Source organism: Arthrobacter sp. DMZ02-1R (assembly GCF_057747935.1).
This window is the reverse complement of sequence record NZ_CM173230.1, coordinates 2,989,800-3,005,460: the sequence shown is the minus strand read 5'-3', so window position 1 is coordinate 3,005,460 and position 15,661 is coordinate 2,989,800. Positions and strand designations below refer to the sequence as shown.

Sequence of the window (15,661 nt, the reverse complement as noted above, 5' to 3'; positions counted from 1 at the left end):
GCGGGTCCTAGCCGTCGACGTCGTGCAGGTGATGGACAACGTCGTGCAGGAAGTACTGGGCAAACGTCAACACGGTGAAGGTGGAGCCGTTGCTGCGGACACCCGTGCGCGGCCATTCATCTTCGTGGACGGAGGCGAAGGAATTCGCGATTTGTTCGCCTTCGGCAGCAAGCTGCGCAGACACTTCGGCGGGATCCGCGTTGGCGTAGTCGCCGTCGATTGCGGCCTTGTCCTGGTCCCAGTTGGCGAAACGGGCGTCGTCTTCGCGCAGCATCAGGTTCAGGCGCTGGTCGAAGAGGCTAAAGACATCCCTCACGTGGCAGGCGTACTCCAGGGGCGACCACGTGTGGTCGTCCGGGCGGACCGAGGCGTCTTCGCGCCGAAGCACGGTGCGCCAGCGCGGCAGCATGTTCAAGACCGTTCCCGGCACAGTGGAGGGGGTCACGGTGGCGGCGTCGAAACCGCATTCGGGGCAAGGTGTGGACAGGACCCAGGTCCAGTCCTTGTCATCAGGAATGATCGGCATGGCAGTAGTCTAGGGCCCGCGTTCGCGATCCGGCCGCACCGCGGAATGCAGGTGTCCGCGCCCACCTCCAAATGGCCCATCAGGAGTAAAGTTAGGTGCTGGGGAAGCCTGGAAAGTGAAATTGCCATGCTTAAGGATCTAAACGTCGCCGGCGTGCTCCCTGCCAGCGATATCGCCCGCGCCCGCGACTTCTACCGCGACAAGTTAGGCCTCGAACCGGACAATCCGGAGGCCGCAGACAACCTGCTTTACAAATGTGCCAACGGAACCGCCTTCCTGCTCTACGAGACGCCCAACGCCGGGACCGCCAAGAACACCCAGTTGGGATTCCAGAGCACCGATCTTGAGCAGGACATGGCCGATCTCAGGGCACGAGGAGTCGTTTTCGAGGAGTACGACTTCCCGGGCCTGAAAACTGAGAACGGCATTGCCACCTTCCCTACCGGTGATCGCGGAGCCTGGTTCCTCGATACGGAAGGAAACATCCTCAGCATCGCTACGGTGCCTATCTGAGTACTCGGGGCCAGTCTTCAACGGCGGTGTCCGGTCAGTTTTCCTCGCCGCTCCCGTTTTGCCATGTCATGCTCGCGCCAATCGCGTCCACGGGCTGGGAGAGGGGAACACCGGAGCCGTCGCGGCGGCCGTGCTCCTGCGGGAGGGCACGCGCGACGCCGGCGCTGGACGCGGCTTTCGCAGGGCCGTGACCTGCCCAGCCGAGCAGCAGTGTGTCTTCGCCCTTGAGGAAGCGGTGGGCCCGCACGCCACCCGTGGCGCGTCCCTTGGACGGATACTCCTCGAAGGGCGTGATTTTGGCCGTGCCCGGAGCGGTCCCCGGCAACGCGCCGTTGCTGCCCGCAATCGTCACGACGACGGCGGAGGGGTCGTCGGCGCGCACCGTGCCGAAGTGGATGACGTCGTCGCCGGCTGCAAGCTTGATGCCGGCCATTCCGCCTGCCGTCCGGCCCTGCGGCCGAACGGAAGAGGCGCTGAACCGCAAAAGCTGCGCAAGCCGGGTCACGAAGACGAGTTCGACGTCGTCGTTTTGGGCAGGCTCGACGCCCACCACGGTGTCCTTGTCCTTGAGCGCAATGATCTCCCAGTCTTCACGGTTCAGCGGGTAATCCGGCTGAACGCGCTTGACCACGCCTTGGACCGTTCCGATGGCCAACACGGCATCGAACGGTACGAACGCAACAAGCGTCTCGCCCTTGAGCAGGGTGATGAAGTCCTTCGCCGCCACGCCACCCGCAAGATTGGGCAGCCCGGACATCGGTGGTAGCGCCGGCATGTCCATGACTTGAACCCGGAGCATGCGGCCCTGCGAGGTGACAGCGCCGATTTCGCCACGCGCGGTTGTCTTGACTACGGAGCGGTAAACGTCGTGCTTGCTCCGAGGACCGGATTCGGCCAGCGGTTCTTGGTTGGATGTTCGTGCGATCTGGCCGGAGGTGCTCAGGATTGCCCAGCAGGGATCATCTGGGATTTCGAGCGGGAGCGCTGCGGCCTTGCCCTTGCCAGCCGGCACGGCGGCTGCCAACTCCGCGGCCACGGTGGGAGAGACAGCCTCGGACTCAAGGAGAACGGTGCGTCGCGGGGTGCCGTACTTCTCGGACACTTCGGCCAATTCCCCGGACACCAGCTCGCGCAGCAGAACATCGGATGCCAGGATCGCTTCAAGCTCGGCGATCTCGCGGCGCAGTTCTTCCTGCTCTTTTTCGAGTTCGATGCGCGAGTATTTGGTCAGTTGGCGCAGGCGAAGTTCCAGGATGTAGTTGGCCTGGATCTCGGACAAGTCGTAAATGGACATGAGCCGTTCGCGGGCCGCCGCGGCCTCGTCCGAGGAGCGGATGATCTGGATGACCTCGTCGATGTCCACGATCGCGATCAGCAGGCCCTCCACCAAGTGGAGGCGGTCCTTCTTCTTGCCCAGACGGAAAGCAGTACGGCGGCGTACAACCGAAATCCGGTGGCCCACATACACCTGGAGCAGCTGGAGCAAGCCCAAAGTCTGCGGCTGCCCGTCTACCAGGGTCACGTTGTTAATGCCGAAGGAGTCTTCCATCGGCGTGAACCGGTAGAGCTGTTGCAGCACGGCGTTGGGGTTGAAACCGTTCTTGATCTCAATCACGAGCCGCAGTCCATGCTTGCGGTCAGTCAGATCCATGACATCACTGATGCCGGTCAGCTTCTTGGCGTTGACGGCATCTTTGATCTTCTCGATGACCTTCTCCGGACCCACCATGTAGGGCAGTTCGGTCACCACCAGGCCGGTGCGGCGCGCGGTCAGTTGCTCGATCTCTACTTTGGCGCGGGTCTTGAATGAGCCGCGTCCCGTGGCGTAGGCATCACGGATTCCATCCAGACCCACGATCCTGCCGCCCGTGGGCAGGTCCGGGCCGGGCACGAAGCGCATGACGTCTTCCAGAGTGGCGTCCGGATGGGCTATGAGGTGCCGGACGGCGGCGATGACTTCCACGAGGTTGTGGGGGGCCATGTTGGTGGCCATGCCAACGGCGATGCCCGTGGTGCCGTTGACCAGCAGGTTGGGGAAAGCAGCGGGGAGGACATCCGGCTGCGTGAGCTGGTTGTCATAGTTGGGAACGAAGTCCACTACGTCTTCGTCGAGGTGCTCGGTCATGGTCATCGCAGCTGCGGCGAGCCGGGCTTCCGTGTAACGCGGCGCGGCCGGGCCGTCGTCGAGCGAACCGAAGTTGCCGTGCCCGTCAATGAGGGGCAAGCGCAGGGAGAAGTCCTGGGCCATGCGCACCATGGCGTCATAGATGGCGGCGTCACCGTGGGGGTGAAGCTTTCCCATGACCTCGCCCACCACGCGGGCACTCTTCACATGGCCGCGGTCCGGGCGCAGGCCCATGTCGCTCATCATGTACAGAATGCGCCGTTGAACCGGCTTCAGGCCGTCGCGCGCATCGGGGAGCGCGCGGGAATAGATCACCGAATACGCGTACTCCAGAAAGGAGCCTTCCATCTCGGAAGTGACGTCGATATCGATGATGTTCTCGGTGAAGTCCCCGTCTACGGCGGCCGCTGCTGCGTTCGCGCGGGAGGGACTTTGGCTGCGTGCCATGGAGTCGGTGGATCCTTAAACGTTTACTGCGGAAGACTTAGCTAGGCTAAGCCTATGGTGGATCAGCCCGGCGTCGGCGTATATCCGGAATATTGGGAGGCCGATGTCGTGCTTCGTGACGGCGGAACGGCGCATTTGAGACCCATCTCACCCGAAGACGCCGACGCGCTCCAGGCTTTCCACACGGCACAATCCGAGACGTCCATCTACATGCGGTTCTTCTCGTTCAAGCCGAGGCTCTCCAGCAAGGAACTGCACCGCTTCACCGAAGTGGACCACAAGGACCGGGTGGCGTTCGTCATCACCATCGGCGGAGAGATCGTGGGCGTCGGCCGCTACGACCGGCTCGACGACCCCACCGAGGCCGAAGTTGCGTTCAATATCTCCGATGTCCAGCAGGGCCGTGGCATCGGTTCGATCCTGCTGGAACACTTGGCGGCGGCTGCCCGCGAAAACGGCATCCGACGCTTCACCGCCGAGGTCCTGCCGGAGAACCGCAAAATGCTCCGGGTCTTCGCCGACGCGGGCTACGAGCTCGCGCGCAAATTCGACGACGGCGTCGTCAGTGTCGAGTTCAACATCGACCCAACCGAAAAATCCCTGGCCGTCATGGAGTCGCGGGAACACCGCGCCGAGGCCCGCAGCGTGCGGGACTTGCTGGCGCCGTCGTCGATCGCGGTGGTGGGCGCAAGCCGCCGGTGGGGGACCGTAGGGCACCAGCTGCTCGAGCACATCCTGGAGGGAGGCTTCACCGGCGCAGTCTATGCGATCAACCCCGAGGCGTTCGAGCTGGCCGGAATGAAGTCCTTCGCCCGGATCGCCGATGTTCCCGCGCCGGTGCAGCTTGCCATTATCGCAGTACCTTACGAAGAAGTGCCGAAGGTTGTGGACGAGTGCGGTGCTGCGGGAGTCAAAGGGCTGGTGGTCGCCACTGCGGGCTATGCCGACGACGGCGAGCATGGACTGCGGAAGCAACGGGACCTGGTGCGCCAGGCCAGGTCCTACGGGATGCGCGTGATCGGCCCCGAGTCGTTGGGGATCGTGAACACGAATCCGGAGGTCTCCCTCAATGCGTCGATGGCCCCGAGCCTGCCCCGGCGTGGGGGACTGGGACTGTTTTCGCAATCTGCCGCCATCGGTGTTTCCGTCTACGCCGCTGCGAGCCGCCGGGGCTTGGGCCTTTCCTCGTTCTTGTCCGCCGGCAACCGTGCCGATGTCTCCGGCAACGACGTCATGCAGTTTTGGGAAGACGATCCCGACACGGCCGCCGTCGGGCTCTACTTGGAGTCGATCGGCAACCCACGCAAGTTCTCCCGCCTGGCGCGCCGGTTGTCGCGCAGCAAGCCCGTCATCGTTGCCAAGTCCGATGTCACCGGGTTGCGCCTTCCGCCAGGACACGTCGTCAGGACGACTCTGGCGCCGGCGGCGGCACTGGACGCCATGATGCGCCAGGCCGGGGTCATCGCAGTCGAAACCATCGAGCAGCTCATGGATGTGGCGCAGATCGTTTCCAGCCAGCCCTTGCCCAAGGGTCCGGCGCTCGCGGTCTACAGCAATTCCGCCGCCTTTGGGAAGGTCGTGGCGGACAACGCTGCGCCCCAGGGACTGGTCGTCGACAGGATCGTCACCAACGTCGACCTGGATGCGGGGATGTCGGTGGCCCTGGAAGGACTGCGGCGCAGCCTCCGGGAGAATCTTGCAGACGACGCCGTGCACGCGGTGGTGGCAGCCATGGTGCCGTCCCGCAGCCTCACGATGGAGGCGATCGCCGGAGTCCTCTCCGAATGCGCGGCAGAGGCTGGTAAGCCCGTGGTGGCGGCTTTCACGGGGATCCTTGACAGTTCCGTGCAGCTGGATGGATTGCTTGTTCCAAGCGGAGAATCCGGGCCATTCCTTCCCTGCTACTCAAGCGCCGGGAGTGCCGTGGCAGCCTTGGCAGCCGTCGTCCGGTACGCGAAGTGGCTGGACCGGGACCAGGGCATGTTCGTGGAGCCTGAGGGTTGCGACCGGGAGGGAACGCGGGAACACATCGAGCGGCTCCTGTCTTCCGTTCCCGGGGAGCAACTGGTCCGGCTCGACGACGCCGAAGGCGCCGCGCTGCTGTCCCGGTACGGCATCCCGGTGGTGCCGTCAGCCGTATTCGAGAGCGACGACGAAGCGGTGGCCGCCGCCGAACGGCTTGGTTGGCCCGTGGTGCTCAAGACCACGGAGCCTGCGCTCCGGCACCGCCTGGATTTAGGTGGCGTGCGGCTAGACATCGAGGACGCGGACTCGCTGCGACGCAACATCGAGCAGATGCGGCGGGTCCTTGGACCCTACGGGTCACCGGCCATCGAGGTACAGGCCATGGCACCTGTGGGACAGGCCTGCACCTTCCGCGCCATCGAAGATCCGCTCTTGGGCCCGGTGGTGTCCTTCGGTTTGGCAGGCGACGCCGTGAACCTGCTGGACGATTGGGCCCATCGGGTGCCCCCTTTGTCCGCAGCCGATCTTCACGACTTCATCCGGGCGCCCCGGGCTTCGCTGAAACTGTTTGGCTACCAGGGACTGCCGGCGGTCGACGTGGCGGCCCTTGAGGACCTCGGTGCACGGCTGGTCCGCCTTAAAGATGAACACCCCGAGATTGCCCTCGTGGAATTCAATCCCGTCCTGGCTGGACCGCGGGGCGCGAAGATCCTTGCCGCCGAGGTATGGATCGGGAACGCTGCACGGCGTACGGACAGCGCCCGTCGCGCGATGCTCAGCTGACCAGGCGGGGAACCGGGTGGTTATGAAGTCCACAGCCGATCTGTGAAAATGGGGGAATGAGCTCGAAGTCCCCGACGCCTCCGTCCGGTCCGGCTACCACCGGGCACCATGCAGCACACAACCACAGCTCGCAGGGGCAGGACCTGGACCAGGCTCTTCAGCGGGCCGGGTTCTACCCTGTCCTCGTTGCCGATGTTGTGGCCGACGCTTTGGACGGGCGGGACTGCCTTGCACACCTGGTGCACTTGGAAACGCATTTCGACCGTGCCGAGGTCCGGCGCCATATCACCGTCCTGGTCCTCACTGAGGACATGCTGGTGATCACCCACGTTGACGACCAGCAGCTTGACGAGGCCGGCGAACAGATTGTCGCCCAGATTTCGACTGAGTCCGTGCCAGTGGCACAAATCCGCTCGGTAGTGCTCAGCTACATGTATGCACAGCCGCAGAATTACACTCCGAGCGACCCCGTCAGGGAGCTGACCCTGTCCATCGCCTGGTCTGGTGGCCAACGCCTAGATGTGGGACCGGCCAGTTGCGGGGACCCGCAATGCGAAGCCGATCATGGGTACACAGGCACTATTTCCCAGGAGGACATCGTCCTTCGGATCAGCTCGGAGGCAGACGGCCCCAGGGCCGTGCAGGATGCGAAGATCTTTGCCCGCGCGCTTCGGGCCGTGAACACAGGGGGTCCCGGGCCTGCAGCGCATTCGGGTTCCATCCCCGCACCGCGGCTCCGTTCGGGCGTCTTCGGAAACCGGTTGAGCCGCGGGCACCAGCGCTGATGGTGACCTCGGAACATCTCGCCCAGGAAACCGCCCCCGCTGCCAGCACCGTCCCCGAGCTTCCCAGCGCTCCCTTGTATGGCAGCAAATCGATCGCCGAGGTCTTCACCAGCGCCGCCGCGAGCATGGGCCTGCCGGGCTTTGAGAACAAGCTGCAATTGCCCGCATCGCAACGCGTATGCGTGGTACTCGCCGATGGCCTGGGCCGCAACCTGCTCAAGCAGAAAGCCGCCCACACGCCGTTCCTGAGGTCCGTTGCGAATTCGGGGCAGGGAGCCGTTCCTGTCTGGCTTGATTCAGCCTTCCCTTCCACCACGGCGTCGTCCTTGGCAAGTCTGGGCACGGGCCGTACGCCAGGCGAACACGGCATGGTGGGCTACGACGTCCTGGATCCGGCCCAGGACAAGGTGGTCAATCTGCTCGGCAATTGGGACGCCGGAGTCGATCCCCTGAGCTGGCAACCGTTCCCGACGATCTTCGAACGCGTTGCTGCTGAGGCTGACGTGGTTACGGTGAGCCTGCCTCAGTTCGGTACGTCACCCATGACCCGGGCGGCGCTTCGGGGAAGCCGCTTCGTGGGAGGTAGCTCGCTGCATTCCCGCACGGCAGCTGCAGGGGAAGCGATGGCCGCAGGAACCAGTTCGCTCATGTACTTCTACGTCAACGAGCTCGACAAAGCCGGCCACCGCTACGGCTGCCAGTCCGATCGCTGGGAACACCAGCTCGAAGAGATAGATTCAACGGTCAAGAGGCTATCCGCCTCACTTCCGGCAGGTACCACGATCCTTGTCACCGGGGACCACGGGATGCTTGACGTTCCGGAGTCGCAGCGTATCGACTACTCATCCGATACCGCTCTCATTGCCGGTGTCCGGCATACAGCAGGCGAACCACGCATGGTCCACCTGTACCTGGAACCCGACGCCGGAGAGCTCCACCGGGAAGCCCTGCTGGACGCCTGGCGTGCCCGCTTCGGCGACCGGATCTGGGCCTTCACCCGGGAGCAGGGCCTTGCGGCAGGTCTCTTCGGCGGGCTGCGCCCGGAGGTTTCCCCGCGGATCGGAGACGTCATGATTGCCGCCCGGGACACATTGGCGCTCTACGATGTCCGCCGGGTCCGCCCCACCGCCATGGAAGTCGTCGGGCAGCATGGTTCGCTGACCAAAGCGGAGCGCGAAGTACCGCTGCTCTGCTTCCAGTCCGGAGGTCCCAAAGGCCGCCGTGGCTGAGCTCATCTTCTTTTCCGGAACCATGGACTGCGGCAAGTCCACACTTGCTTTGCAGATGGACCACAACCATCGTGCTCGTGGCCGGGGCGGCGTCCGCTTCAGCTGCAACGACCGCGCTGGGGGCTCGGTCATCTCCAGCCGGCTCGGTCTCCAGACGGGCGCAGTTGAGGTCGTTGACACCACCGATTTCTGGGATGAAGTGGTCCGACGCCGGACGACCGGCCTCGGGGTGGATTACCTCATCTGTGACGAGGCCCAGTTCTACTCGCCGGGGCAGGTGGAACAGCTGGCGCGCGTGGTTGACGAGATGGACGTCGACGTGTTCGCCTTCGGGATCACCTCGGACTTCCGTACCAGGCTGTTTCCTGGATCCCAGCGCTTCGTGGAACTCGCGGATAGAGTTCAGGTCCTGCAGGTCGAAGCGCTCTGTTGGTGCGGCCGCCGCGCAACACACAATGCGCGGACTGTGGACGGCATCATGGTGGTCGAAGGCGAGCAAGTGGTGGTGGGCGACGTCGCGATGGATGGGCGCATCGAGGACGGGCGTATTGACGACGGGCCCGGCGGCAACGGCGGTGGGGAAGTGGTCCCGGAACCAGCCGACGCGTTACGACCCGCAGTCGGATACGAGACCCTCTGCCGTCGGCACTACATGCGACGGGTCACCGCCCACGGGGCCAATCTCATGGCGAGCCGGGACCAATTGCTGCCGTTCGACGTCGACGCCTGCCTTTGGCACGGCGCGAACTGAGGCCTTCCGCGAACCGAAAACGGCGCGAACTTGAACCGCTAGTCCCCGCGCGTTCCGAAGACGATTTCATCCCAGCTGGGAATGCTGGAGCGCTTGGGCCGTGACGGCTGGCGTTCGGCAGGCGCTGCGTCGGAAGACTCGTCACCGTGGGGTCGGTTGTCAGACTCTGAATCCACGCCCTCCGACGAAGTGGATGGTGTGGCCTTGTACCAGGAATCCTTCAGCCCGGCGCGGGTGGGCTTCGGCTCCTCCCGTTCGCGCCGGGGGGCTCCGCCGAGCAATTCGTCCAGGCCGGCCCGCGGTGATGCCGCTTCCTGGGGTTGCGTCTCGTCCCGGGGGGCCTGCGCATCGTTGTCAGGCCTGCCCCGCAGAAGGGTCACTGGGCGCAGGGGGCCCGGGATCACCGTGATTTCCCGGGTATCCGTGCTGACGCCGTCGTGCAGCCGGAGGGAATCGTCTTCCTTGTCGTCATGCTGCGGAGCCAGACTCAGCCGCGACAGCATGGAGGCACGAGCGTCACGACGGGTCGCGGCGGTGTCGGCTTCGGTCGGTTCGTCCGCGTCCGTTGACGCCTTATCCGAAAGCCCGTCTTCGACGTCGCTGGGCCGGGGATGGGCGGCTGGAACACCGCTGCTCAGAAGCAGCGCCAAAGCGTCGTCGCTGTCTTCGTCGATGCCAAGGCGTTGTCCGCGGCGAGAGCGCAGCATGTCCAGGAGACCATCGGCTTCCTTGGTGGCTGCGGCGGCCGCACGGGCCGCGGCGCCGCCGTCGACCTCAAAATCAAAAGGCCGGTCGGAAACGGCGGCGAGCCGTCGCGCCGGTACGGGGCCATCAAGCGGTTCCAGTTCGCTGAGCTGCTGGGCCCAGCGGTTGGCGTTCTGGAGGGATTTCCGGGCGGGATTGAAGGTCCACATAGCCGGTGGCTCTTCGCCGATGCTTTCCAGGCTGCCTGGCTTGGTTTCGAAGCGCGCGACGACGGTCCACGCCCCATCGCTGCGGCGCCAAGAGTCCCACTCCACCGCTGAGGAGTCAATGCCGTGGGCCCTGAGTCGGTGCGCAACCATCTCGCCAAGACTTGCAGGCTCGTCACCGAAGGCCGCGCGGTACGTATCGTGGCCAGGTGCCGGGGAAGCGACTTCCACTTTGCGGGCCTGCTGCGCGATGTATTCCCGCTCGGCCAGCACAGGGCCCTCATAGCGCTGCACGTTGGCGAGCGGCAATCCTGACAGCTCCGCTACTTCCGTGGCCGTCGCACCGCTACGGATACGCGACTGAATGTCACGCGGGGACATGGCGACGGGCGTGATCGAAGCGCGGGCGGCCACCTGGGCAGGTGTCCGGCTCGCGGCAACACGCAACGCCTCGTCAATCGGAAGCTGGAACATTTCGCCGCCGGTACCGCTCAACAGGAGATGTCCGCCGTCGTCGTGGACGCCAACCAGCCGTAGATCCCGCATAAAATCCTCCACCATGGCCTATCTGACATTCGAAACTCTGCCACCCGGTGCAGCCTTTTCCTACTAGGACAAAGGGCGCGCCGCGATATTCCGCGATTTTCCGGGAATTTCCCTGCGCAGCCGTCCCCACTGGGCTATGGACATTTGGTGCGGCTGGGAGGACAATCTGCCCGATATCGGGCACAAAAATGCGGCCTGCTGCGTTACATCCTTAGACCGGAGCAGGTTCCGGTTGACAGGACCGCGAGCCCTGCGTGAAGCACAAGGGAGAACGAAGAAGGGACCATGGCAACGGACTACGATGCCCCTCGGAAGACAGAAGAAGATACCGAGGACTCGATCGAGGAACTCAAGTCGCATCGCACCGAGAAGCAGTCATCGGCGGTTGACATCGACGAGACTGACCTGGCCGACGCCTACGAGCTCCCCGGGGCGGACTTGTCCGGCGAAGAGCTGCTGGTCCGGGTGCTGCCTCCGCAGGCGGACGAATTCACCTGTTTCAATTGCTTCCTGGTCAAGCACCGCTCCCAGATTGCACGGGAGAAAGACGGGCATCTTTACTGCAAGGAGTGCGAGAGCTGACCTGGGGGAACGGACCAGCCTACTTGGACAGGGCCGCCAGTAGTTGTTCAGGGCGGCGGGTGGACGTCAGCCAGTACGGGGTACGGTCCGCAGGGTCGGTGATTTCAATGCGCACCACGGGGTCGATCCAGCCACGCAGGCACATGAACGCCAGGCCATTAAGCCGGATTCCGCGCTCTGCCGTGGCTTCCTCCTTACGGAAGGCCGTGACGGCGCCGACGAATTCGCGCTGAATGCTGGCGCGGCCCACCTGGACGGTTTCCCGGTCCACCACAATGGCCGGGGTGGACAACAGCAGCATGGTGGTCATGATCGCGAAGAGAACCAGCGCGGCGATGATGCCGGCGGTGATGCTGATCGGCGCAAACATCAGGATGCCGGCGGCAGACAAGCCGACCACAACAATCCAGATCCAAGGGGATGGCCAGAGTTTTTCCGCATACAGGACGCCCGTTCCACTTGTGGAGTGGTTAGGCGTGGGTACGGATGCAGTCGATTCAGGCATGCAACCAGCTTATCGGGACAGCGACCCCAGGAATTAACGCCCAGCAATTGGGCGCGGCAGCCGCTTGCGCCAGCAACTACGGCAGCACCCCGCGGACGATAGAATATCTGACTGTGAGCCATGAGACAGCAGTAGCCAGCCCCGCAGACATATCCGCCGAATATGGCGCGCCGACCCTTCAGATCCAACTGAAAATGCTCGACGACGGCCTGGAAGTGCCGTCGTACGCCCACCCTGGGGACGCCGGTGCCGACTTGCGGGCCCGTACGGACGTATCCCTCGCCCCGGGGGAGCGGAAGCTCGTTCCCACAGGGGTCTCAATCGCGCTGCCAAACGGCTTTGTCGCATTGATCCACCCGAGATCTGGGCTGGCCACCAAACACGGACTCACCGTGGTCAACGCCCCGGGCACGGTCGATGCCGGCTACAGAGGTGAAATTTCCGTGACGCTTTTGAATACGGACCAAAACCAGGCAATCGAACTCAAGCGCGGCGATAGAATTGCCCAAATGGTGATCCAGCGCGTCGAATATGCGCAGTTCGTGGCGGTGGAGGAATTGTCCGACACCGCGCGGGGTACCGGCGGTTTTGGATCGACCGGAGGCTTCGCGCCGGCCGTGAGCTAGCAACAACCCTCGGCAATCGACGCCATACGGAGCTGATTGCCATGCTGCCCGCGAGTTGACGGGCAGTCTGCGGTTTACTGGGGGATAGACCACTACTAAGGAGACAACCCGATGCTTTTTGGGCGCGGAAAGAAGTCCAGGGCCGAGCAGCCGGAAGACAAGAATACCGAGCAGGCCAAAGCCGCGACGTCGCGGCAGGATGCCGGAACGGTAGCCAGTGGAATCGCCAAGGGCGACTTCCGGCTGTCCAAAGGGCCATTCGATGCCAGCGAAGTCGATAGCCAAGAGGGCTACGTGGACCTTGGCGCATTGCTCATCGAGCCTTCTGAGGGCCTTCAGCTGCGTCTCGAGGTGGAAGAAGCGACCCAGCGGGTAGTGGCCGTCACCATGGACTTGGACGGCTCGAGCCTTCAGCTCCAAGCTTTCGCTGCGCCCCGTTCCGAAGGACTTTGGGACGAGATCCGCGAACAGATCGGCCAGTCGGTGTCCAGCCAAGGAGGCGAAGTCGAGGAGATCCCCGGCACCTTCGGCACTGAACTCATCGCCAAGCTTCCTACCGAATCCGCCGACGGCGGGCGTGGTTTCAGAGCGGCCAGGTTCATGGGCGTGGATGGGCCCCGCTGGTTCCTCCGCGGGGTCATCGGGGGTCAGGCCGCCTTGGACAGGGACGCTGCCGAAGGCCTGGAGAATCTCTTCCGCAAGGTCGTGGTCATTCGCGGAGACAACCCCATGCCGCCCCGTGAACTGCTCCAGTTGAGGCTGCCAAAGGACGCCGCAGCCCCCGGACACCACGGCGCTCCGCAGGAAACACCGGAACTTCAGCAACCCGAACGCGGCCCGGAGATCACCCAGATTGGCTGATAAAGCGCCCCGCGCCGCTGCCGCCCATGGCAGCCGGCCATCCTTGTCCCTGGCTGAGCTCCCTTTGCGCGGCAGAGTCAACTGCACGGGTTCTATCGAGTCGGTCACCTACCAACCAGCCAATGAGCAAGCACACTTCTCGGCAATCGTCGTCGACCGGATCGCGCACAGGAGAGAAACCGGTCCATTGGCCCGCTTGCGCCTCATCTGGCTGGGCCGCCGTAAGGTCCCCGGCATCGAACCCGGGACTGTCCTTCGCCTCGAAGGAATGGTCATGCTGCGGGACGGGCTGCCCACCATGTTTAATCCGCGCTATGAAATCCTCTCCCGGCAGGAGCACCAATGACCGTCGCCAACGGACCCGGTCCCCACGAAAAACCGGCGCAGGAAAAGCCCGGCCAGGCAGAGGGGGCCCGTCAGGAGACGCAGGGGCCAAGTATTGCGGACATCGCCGCGGGCTACGCAGAAAAGGCCGGACTCCATCGGAACAGCCACGGGCACGTGGATATCCTCAAGTCGGCCGGGGGTATTCAAGGGATAGCCGAGAGCATCGTGCCGGGCCTCGTATTCCTGATCGCCTTCATGGTCACCCGTGACCTCCCAGGGTCCCTGATTGCATCCCTCGCAGCGGCGGCTGTCTTTACCGTGGTCCGGCTTGTCCAGCGGCGTCCGTTGACCCAGGCGCTTACCGGGATCGCGGGTGTCGCAATTTCCGCTTGGCTCGCCAACACCACAGGCAAGGCCGAGGACTTCTACGTCCTGGGCTTCTACACGAACATCGCCTACATCCTGGGAATGGTGCTGTCCATTGTGCTCAAGTGGCCCATTGCCGGCCTGCTCTTCGGCTTTGTCCGCAACGAAGGTTTCGACTGGCGGAAGAACCCGGAGCGCTTGCGGGCCTACACCATCGGCACTTGGGTGGTCATCGCTGTCCTGGCGCTACGGCTTGTGGTCCAAGTTCCCCTGTACTTCATGGGCGAGCCCGGACTGGCCGCGCTAGCTACCATGAGGCTGATCATGGGCGCTCCGCTGTACATCCTTGGCCTATGGATTGCCTGGCTCCTGACCCGGCCGGCGCCAGGCCAGAAGCCGAACAAGGATCCTCAGCCGTCGAAGCCGTCGTCGTCGGACTGATCCGAAAACTCTTCCTCGACCCCAGCTGATCCGTGGTCGGCCGCGGACGGGGACAGCAGGGCCCTGAGCCCGTCCTCGGCCGCAATGGTCGTGACGAAGAACAGCTCGTCGCCGCCGTCGATCACGTCATCGCGGCTGGGCGTGATGGGCGCGTGATCGCGGAGGATCGCCACAAGGGTGGCGTCTTCGGGCCATTCAATGCCGCCCACTGTGCTGCCCATGATGTGCGAATCGTGGGGGACCGTGAACTCCACGAGCGAGGACACACCCGTCTGCAAGGTCAGCAGTCGGACGAGGTCACCGATTTCAACTGCTTCTTCCACGAGCGCCGTCATGAGCTGCGGAGTGTTGACCGCGACGTCGACTCCCCAGGAATCGTTGAACATCCAGTCGTTCTTGGGGTTGTTCACGCGGCCCACCGTACGGCCCACACCGAACTCGGTCTTGGCCAGCAAGGACACCACAAGGTTGACCTTGTCGTCACCGGTCGCGGACACGACGACGTCGGCCCCTTCCAGTTTCGCTTCCTGGAGCGTGCTCAATTCGCAAGCATCGCCCACCAGCCAACGCGCCCCGCGGAGGCCACTCCGCCCGATCACCTCAGGCTTGAGGTCGATCAGCATGATCTCGTGGTTGTGGGCGAGCAATTCGCGCGCGATGGATGAGCCGACGCTGCCCGCGCCGACAATAACGACTTTCACTCAGACTCCTTGGCGGGTGCGCTGGCGAGGACGCGTGCCACCTCGGCGCTGCGATCCAGACTCAACATGGCGTGCACAGTGTCACCTTCCTGGTACGCCGTTCCGGCCTGGGGCAGGACGCCCTCTCCGAAACGGGTGAGGAAAGCGATGCGGATCCCGGAAGCTGCTTCGATGGCAGTCAAGGGGTGCCCGATCCAGCCTTCGTTCAAGTCAACTTCAGACAAGACCAGTCGGCCGGAAGGCTCGCGGTAATCGCCAGCCAGGTGTTGTTCGGGCAGGATGCGGCGCAGGACCTGGTCCGCGCTCCAGCGCACCGCGGCAACCGTGGGGATGCCCAGGCGCTGGTAGATTTCGGCGCGGCCGGGATCGTAGATGCGGGCAACCACGTGTGAAACATGGAAAGTTTCACGGGCTACCCGGGTGGCGAGGATGTTGGAATTGTCACCGCTGGAAACGGCGGCGAAGGCGTACGCTTCTTCGCAACCTGCCTGCTTCAGCGTGTCCCGGTCAAAGCCGACGCCGGTGACCTTTCGGCCGGTGAATCCGCTCCGCAGGCGACGGAAAGCACGGTCGTCCTGGTCGATGATTGCCACTGAATGGCCGGCGTCTTCCAAGGTGTGCGCCAACGTTGCGCCCACTCGTCCGCAACCCATGATCACAAAGTGAGCCAC

The 15,661-nt window shown here is 64.1% G+C and carries 16 protein-coding genes; 10 read left to right on the top strand and 6 right to left on the bottom strand.

The features are described 5' to 3' along the window. Window positions 1-7: 7 nt before the first annotated feature. Window positions 8-526, bottom strand: coding sequence for a DinB family protein (locus AC3ANQ_RS14480; RefSeq protein WP_488301686.1), 519 nt, complete (start codon window positions 524-526; stop codon window positions 8-10). Between the two features lie 126 nt (window positions 527-652). Here AC3ANQ_RS14480 and AC3ANQ_RS14475 point away from each other — a divergent pair, with 126 nt between their 5' ends. Beyond that, window positions 653-1,039 carry a VOC family protein gene (locus AC3ANQ_RS14475; RefSeq protein WP_488301685.1) on the top strand — a complete coding sequence of 129 codons (387 nt, stop codon included), beginning with the start codon at window positions 653-655 and terminating at the stop codon, window positions 1,037-1,039. A 34-nt stretch (window positions 1,040-1,073) separates the two neighbouring features. On the opposite strand, the gene AC3ANQ_RS14470 is transcribed toward AC3ANQ_RS14475, so the two are convergent. Further along, window positions 1,074-3,611: a DNA gyrase/topoisomerase IV subunit A gene (locus tag AC3ANQ_RS14470; protein WP_488301684.1), complete on the bottom strand. Its 2,538-nt coding sequence runs from the start codon at window positions 3,609-3,611 to the stop codon at window positions 1,074-1,076. A gap of 54 nt (window positions 3,612-3,665) precedes the next feature. On the opposite strand from AC3ANQ_RS14470, the gene AC3ANQ_RS14465 reads away from it, so the two are divergent. Genes AC3ANQ_RS14465 through AC3ANQ_RS14450 form a run of 4 tightly spaced genes read left to right on the top strand, consistent with a single transcriptional unit; the run spans window position 3,666 to window position 9,124 of the window. Next, the gene (locus AC3ANQ_RS14465; RefSeq protein WP_488301683.1) at window positions 3,666-6,359 is read left to right on the top strand and encodes a bifunctional acetate--CoA ligase family protein/GNAT family N-acetyltransferase; all 2,694 of its coding nucleotides are present in this window, start codon (window positions 3,666-3,668) and stop codon (window positions 6,357-6,359) included. 56 nt (window positions 6,360-6,415) lie between these two features. After that, on the top strand, window positions 6,416-7,144 hold the full coding sequence (locus AC3ANQ_RS14460; protein ID WP_488301682.1) for a DUF5998 family protein: 729 nt from the start codon (window positions 6,416-6,418) through the stop codon (window positions 7,142-7,144). Next, a complete protein-coding gene (locus AC3ANQ_RS14455) occupies window positions 7,144-8,373 on the top strand; it encodes an alkaline phosphatase family protein (protein ID WP_488301681.1) in 1,230 nt (409 codons plus the stop codon). Before AC3ANQ_RS14460 ends, AC3ANQ_RS14455 begins: the two co-directional genes overlap by 1 nt. Beyond that, the gene (locus AC3ANQ_RS14450; protein ID WP_488301680.1) at window positions 8,366-9,124 is read left to right on the top strand and encodes a thymidine kinase; all 759 of its coding nucleotides are present in this window, start codon (window positions 8,366-8,368) and stop codon (window positions 9,122-9,124) included. Before AC3ANQ_RS14455 ends, AC3ANQ_RS14450 begins: the two co-directional genes overlap by 8 nt. A gap of 38 nt (window positions 9,125-9,162) precedes the next feature. Here AC3ANQ_RS14450 and sepH read toward each other — a convergent pair whose 3' ends face one another. Then, complete coding sequence (gene sepH / locus AC3ANQ_RS14445; protein WP_488305335.1) at window positions 9,163-10,581, bottom strand: septation protein SepH; 1,419 nt, start codon at window positions 10,579-10,581, stop codon at window positions 9,163-9,165. A 285-nt stretch (window positions 10,582-10,866) separates the two neighbouring features. Here sepH and AC3ANQ_RS14440 point away from each other — a divergent pair, with 285 nt between their 5' ends. After that, complete coding sequence (locus tag AC3ANQ_RS14440; protein ID WP_268022785.1) at window positions 10,867-11,163, top strand: DUF4193 domain-containing protein; 297 nt, start codon at window positions 10,867-10,869, stop codon at window positions 11,161-11,163. 19 nt (window positions 11,164-11,182) lie between these two features. On the opposite strand, the gene AC3ANQ_RS14435 is transcribed toward AC3ANQ_RS14440, so the two are convergent. After that, entirely contained in the window at window positions 11,183-11,668 is a 486-nt protein-coding gene (locus AC3ANQ_RS14435; RefSeq protein ID WP_488301679.1) for a DUF3093 domain-containing protein, read from the bottom strand. 113 nt (window positions 11,669-11,781) lie between these two features. Here AC3ANQ_RS14435 and dut point away from each other — a divergent pair, with 113 nt between their 5' ends. The 4 genes from dut (at window position 11,782) to AC3ANQ_RS14415 (ending at window position 14,289) form a co-directional block, all read left to right on the top strand. Then, a complete protein-coding gene (gene dut / locus AC3ANQ_RS14430) occupies window positions 11,782-12,294 on the top strand; it encodes a dUTP diphosphatase (RefSeq protein WP_488301678.1) in 513 nt (170 codons plus the stop codon). Window positions 12,295-12,405: 111 nt separating this feature from the next. Further along, on the top strand, window positions 12,406-13,155 hold the full coding sequence (locus tag AC3ANQ_RS14425) for a DUF3710 domain-containing protein (RefSeq protein WP_488301677.1): 750 nt from the start codon (window positions 12,406-12,408) through the stop codon (window positions 13,153-13,155). Continuing rightward, window positions 13,148-13,501 carry a hypothetical protein gene (locus AC3ANQ_RS14420; RefSeq protein WP_488301676.1) on the top strand — a complete coding sequence of 118 codons (354 nt, stop codon included), beginning with the start codon at window positions 13,148-13,150 and terminating at the stop codon, window positions 13,499-13,501. Before AC3ANQ_RS14425 ends, AC3ANQ_RS14420 begins: the two co-directional genes overlap by 8 nt. Further along, a complete protein-coding gene (locus tag AC3ANQ_RS14415) occupies window positions 13,498-14,289 on the top strand; it encodes a DUF3159 domain-containing protein (RefSeq protein WP_488301675.1) in 792 nt (263 codons plus the stop codon). Before AC3ANQ_RS14420 ends, AC3ANQ_RS14415 begins: the two co-directional genes overlap by 4 nt. On the opposite strand, the gene AC3ANQ_RS14410 is transcribed toward AC3ANQ_RS14415, so the two are convergent. Together AC3ANQ_RS14410 and AC3ANQ_RS14405 are read right to left on the bottom strand one after the other, a co-directional pair. Further along, window positions 14,259-14,990, bottom strand: coding sequence for a potassium channel family protein (locus AC3ANQ_RS14410; RefSeq protein WP_488301674.1), 732 nt, complete (start codon window positions 14,988-14,990; stop codon window positions 14,259-14,261). The genes AC3ANQ_RS14415 and AC3ANQ_RS14410 overlap by 31 nt on opposite strands. Then, window positions 14,987-15,661, bottom strand: coding sequence for a potassium channel family protein (locus AC3ANQ_RS14405; RefSeq protein ID WP_265978963.1), 675 nt, complete (start codon window positions 15,659-15,661; stop codon window positions 14,987-14,989). The genes AC3ANQ_RS14410 and AC3ANQ_RS14405 overlap by 4 nt, the downstream gene beginning before the upstream one ends.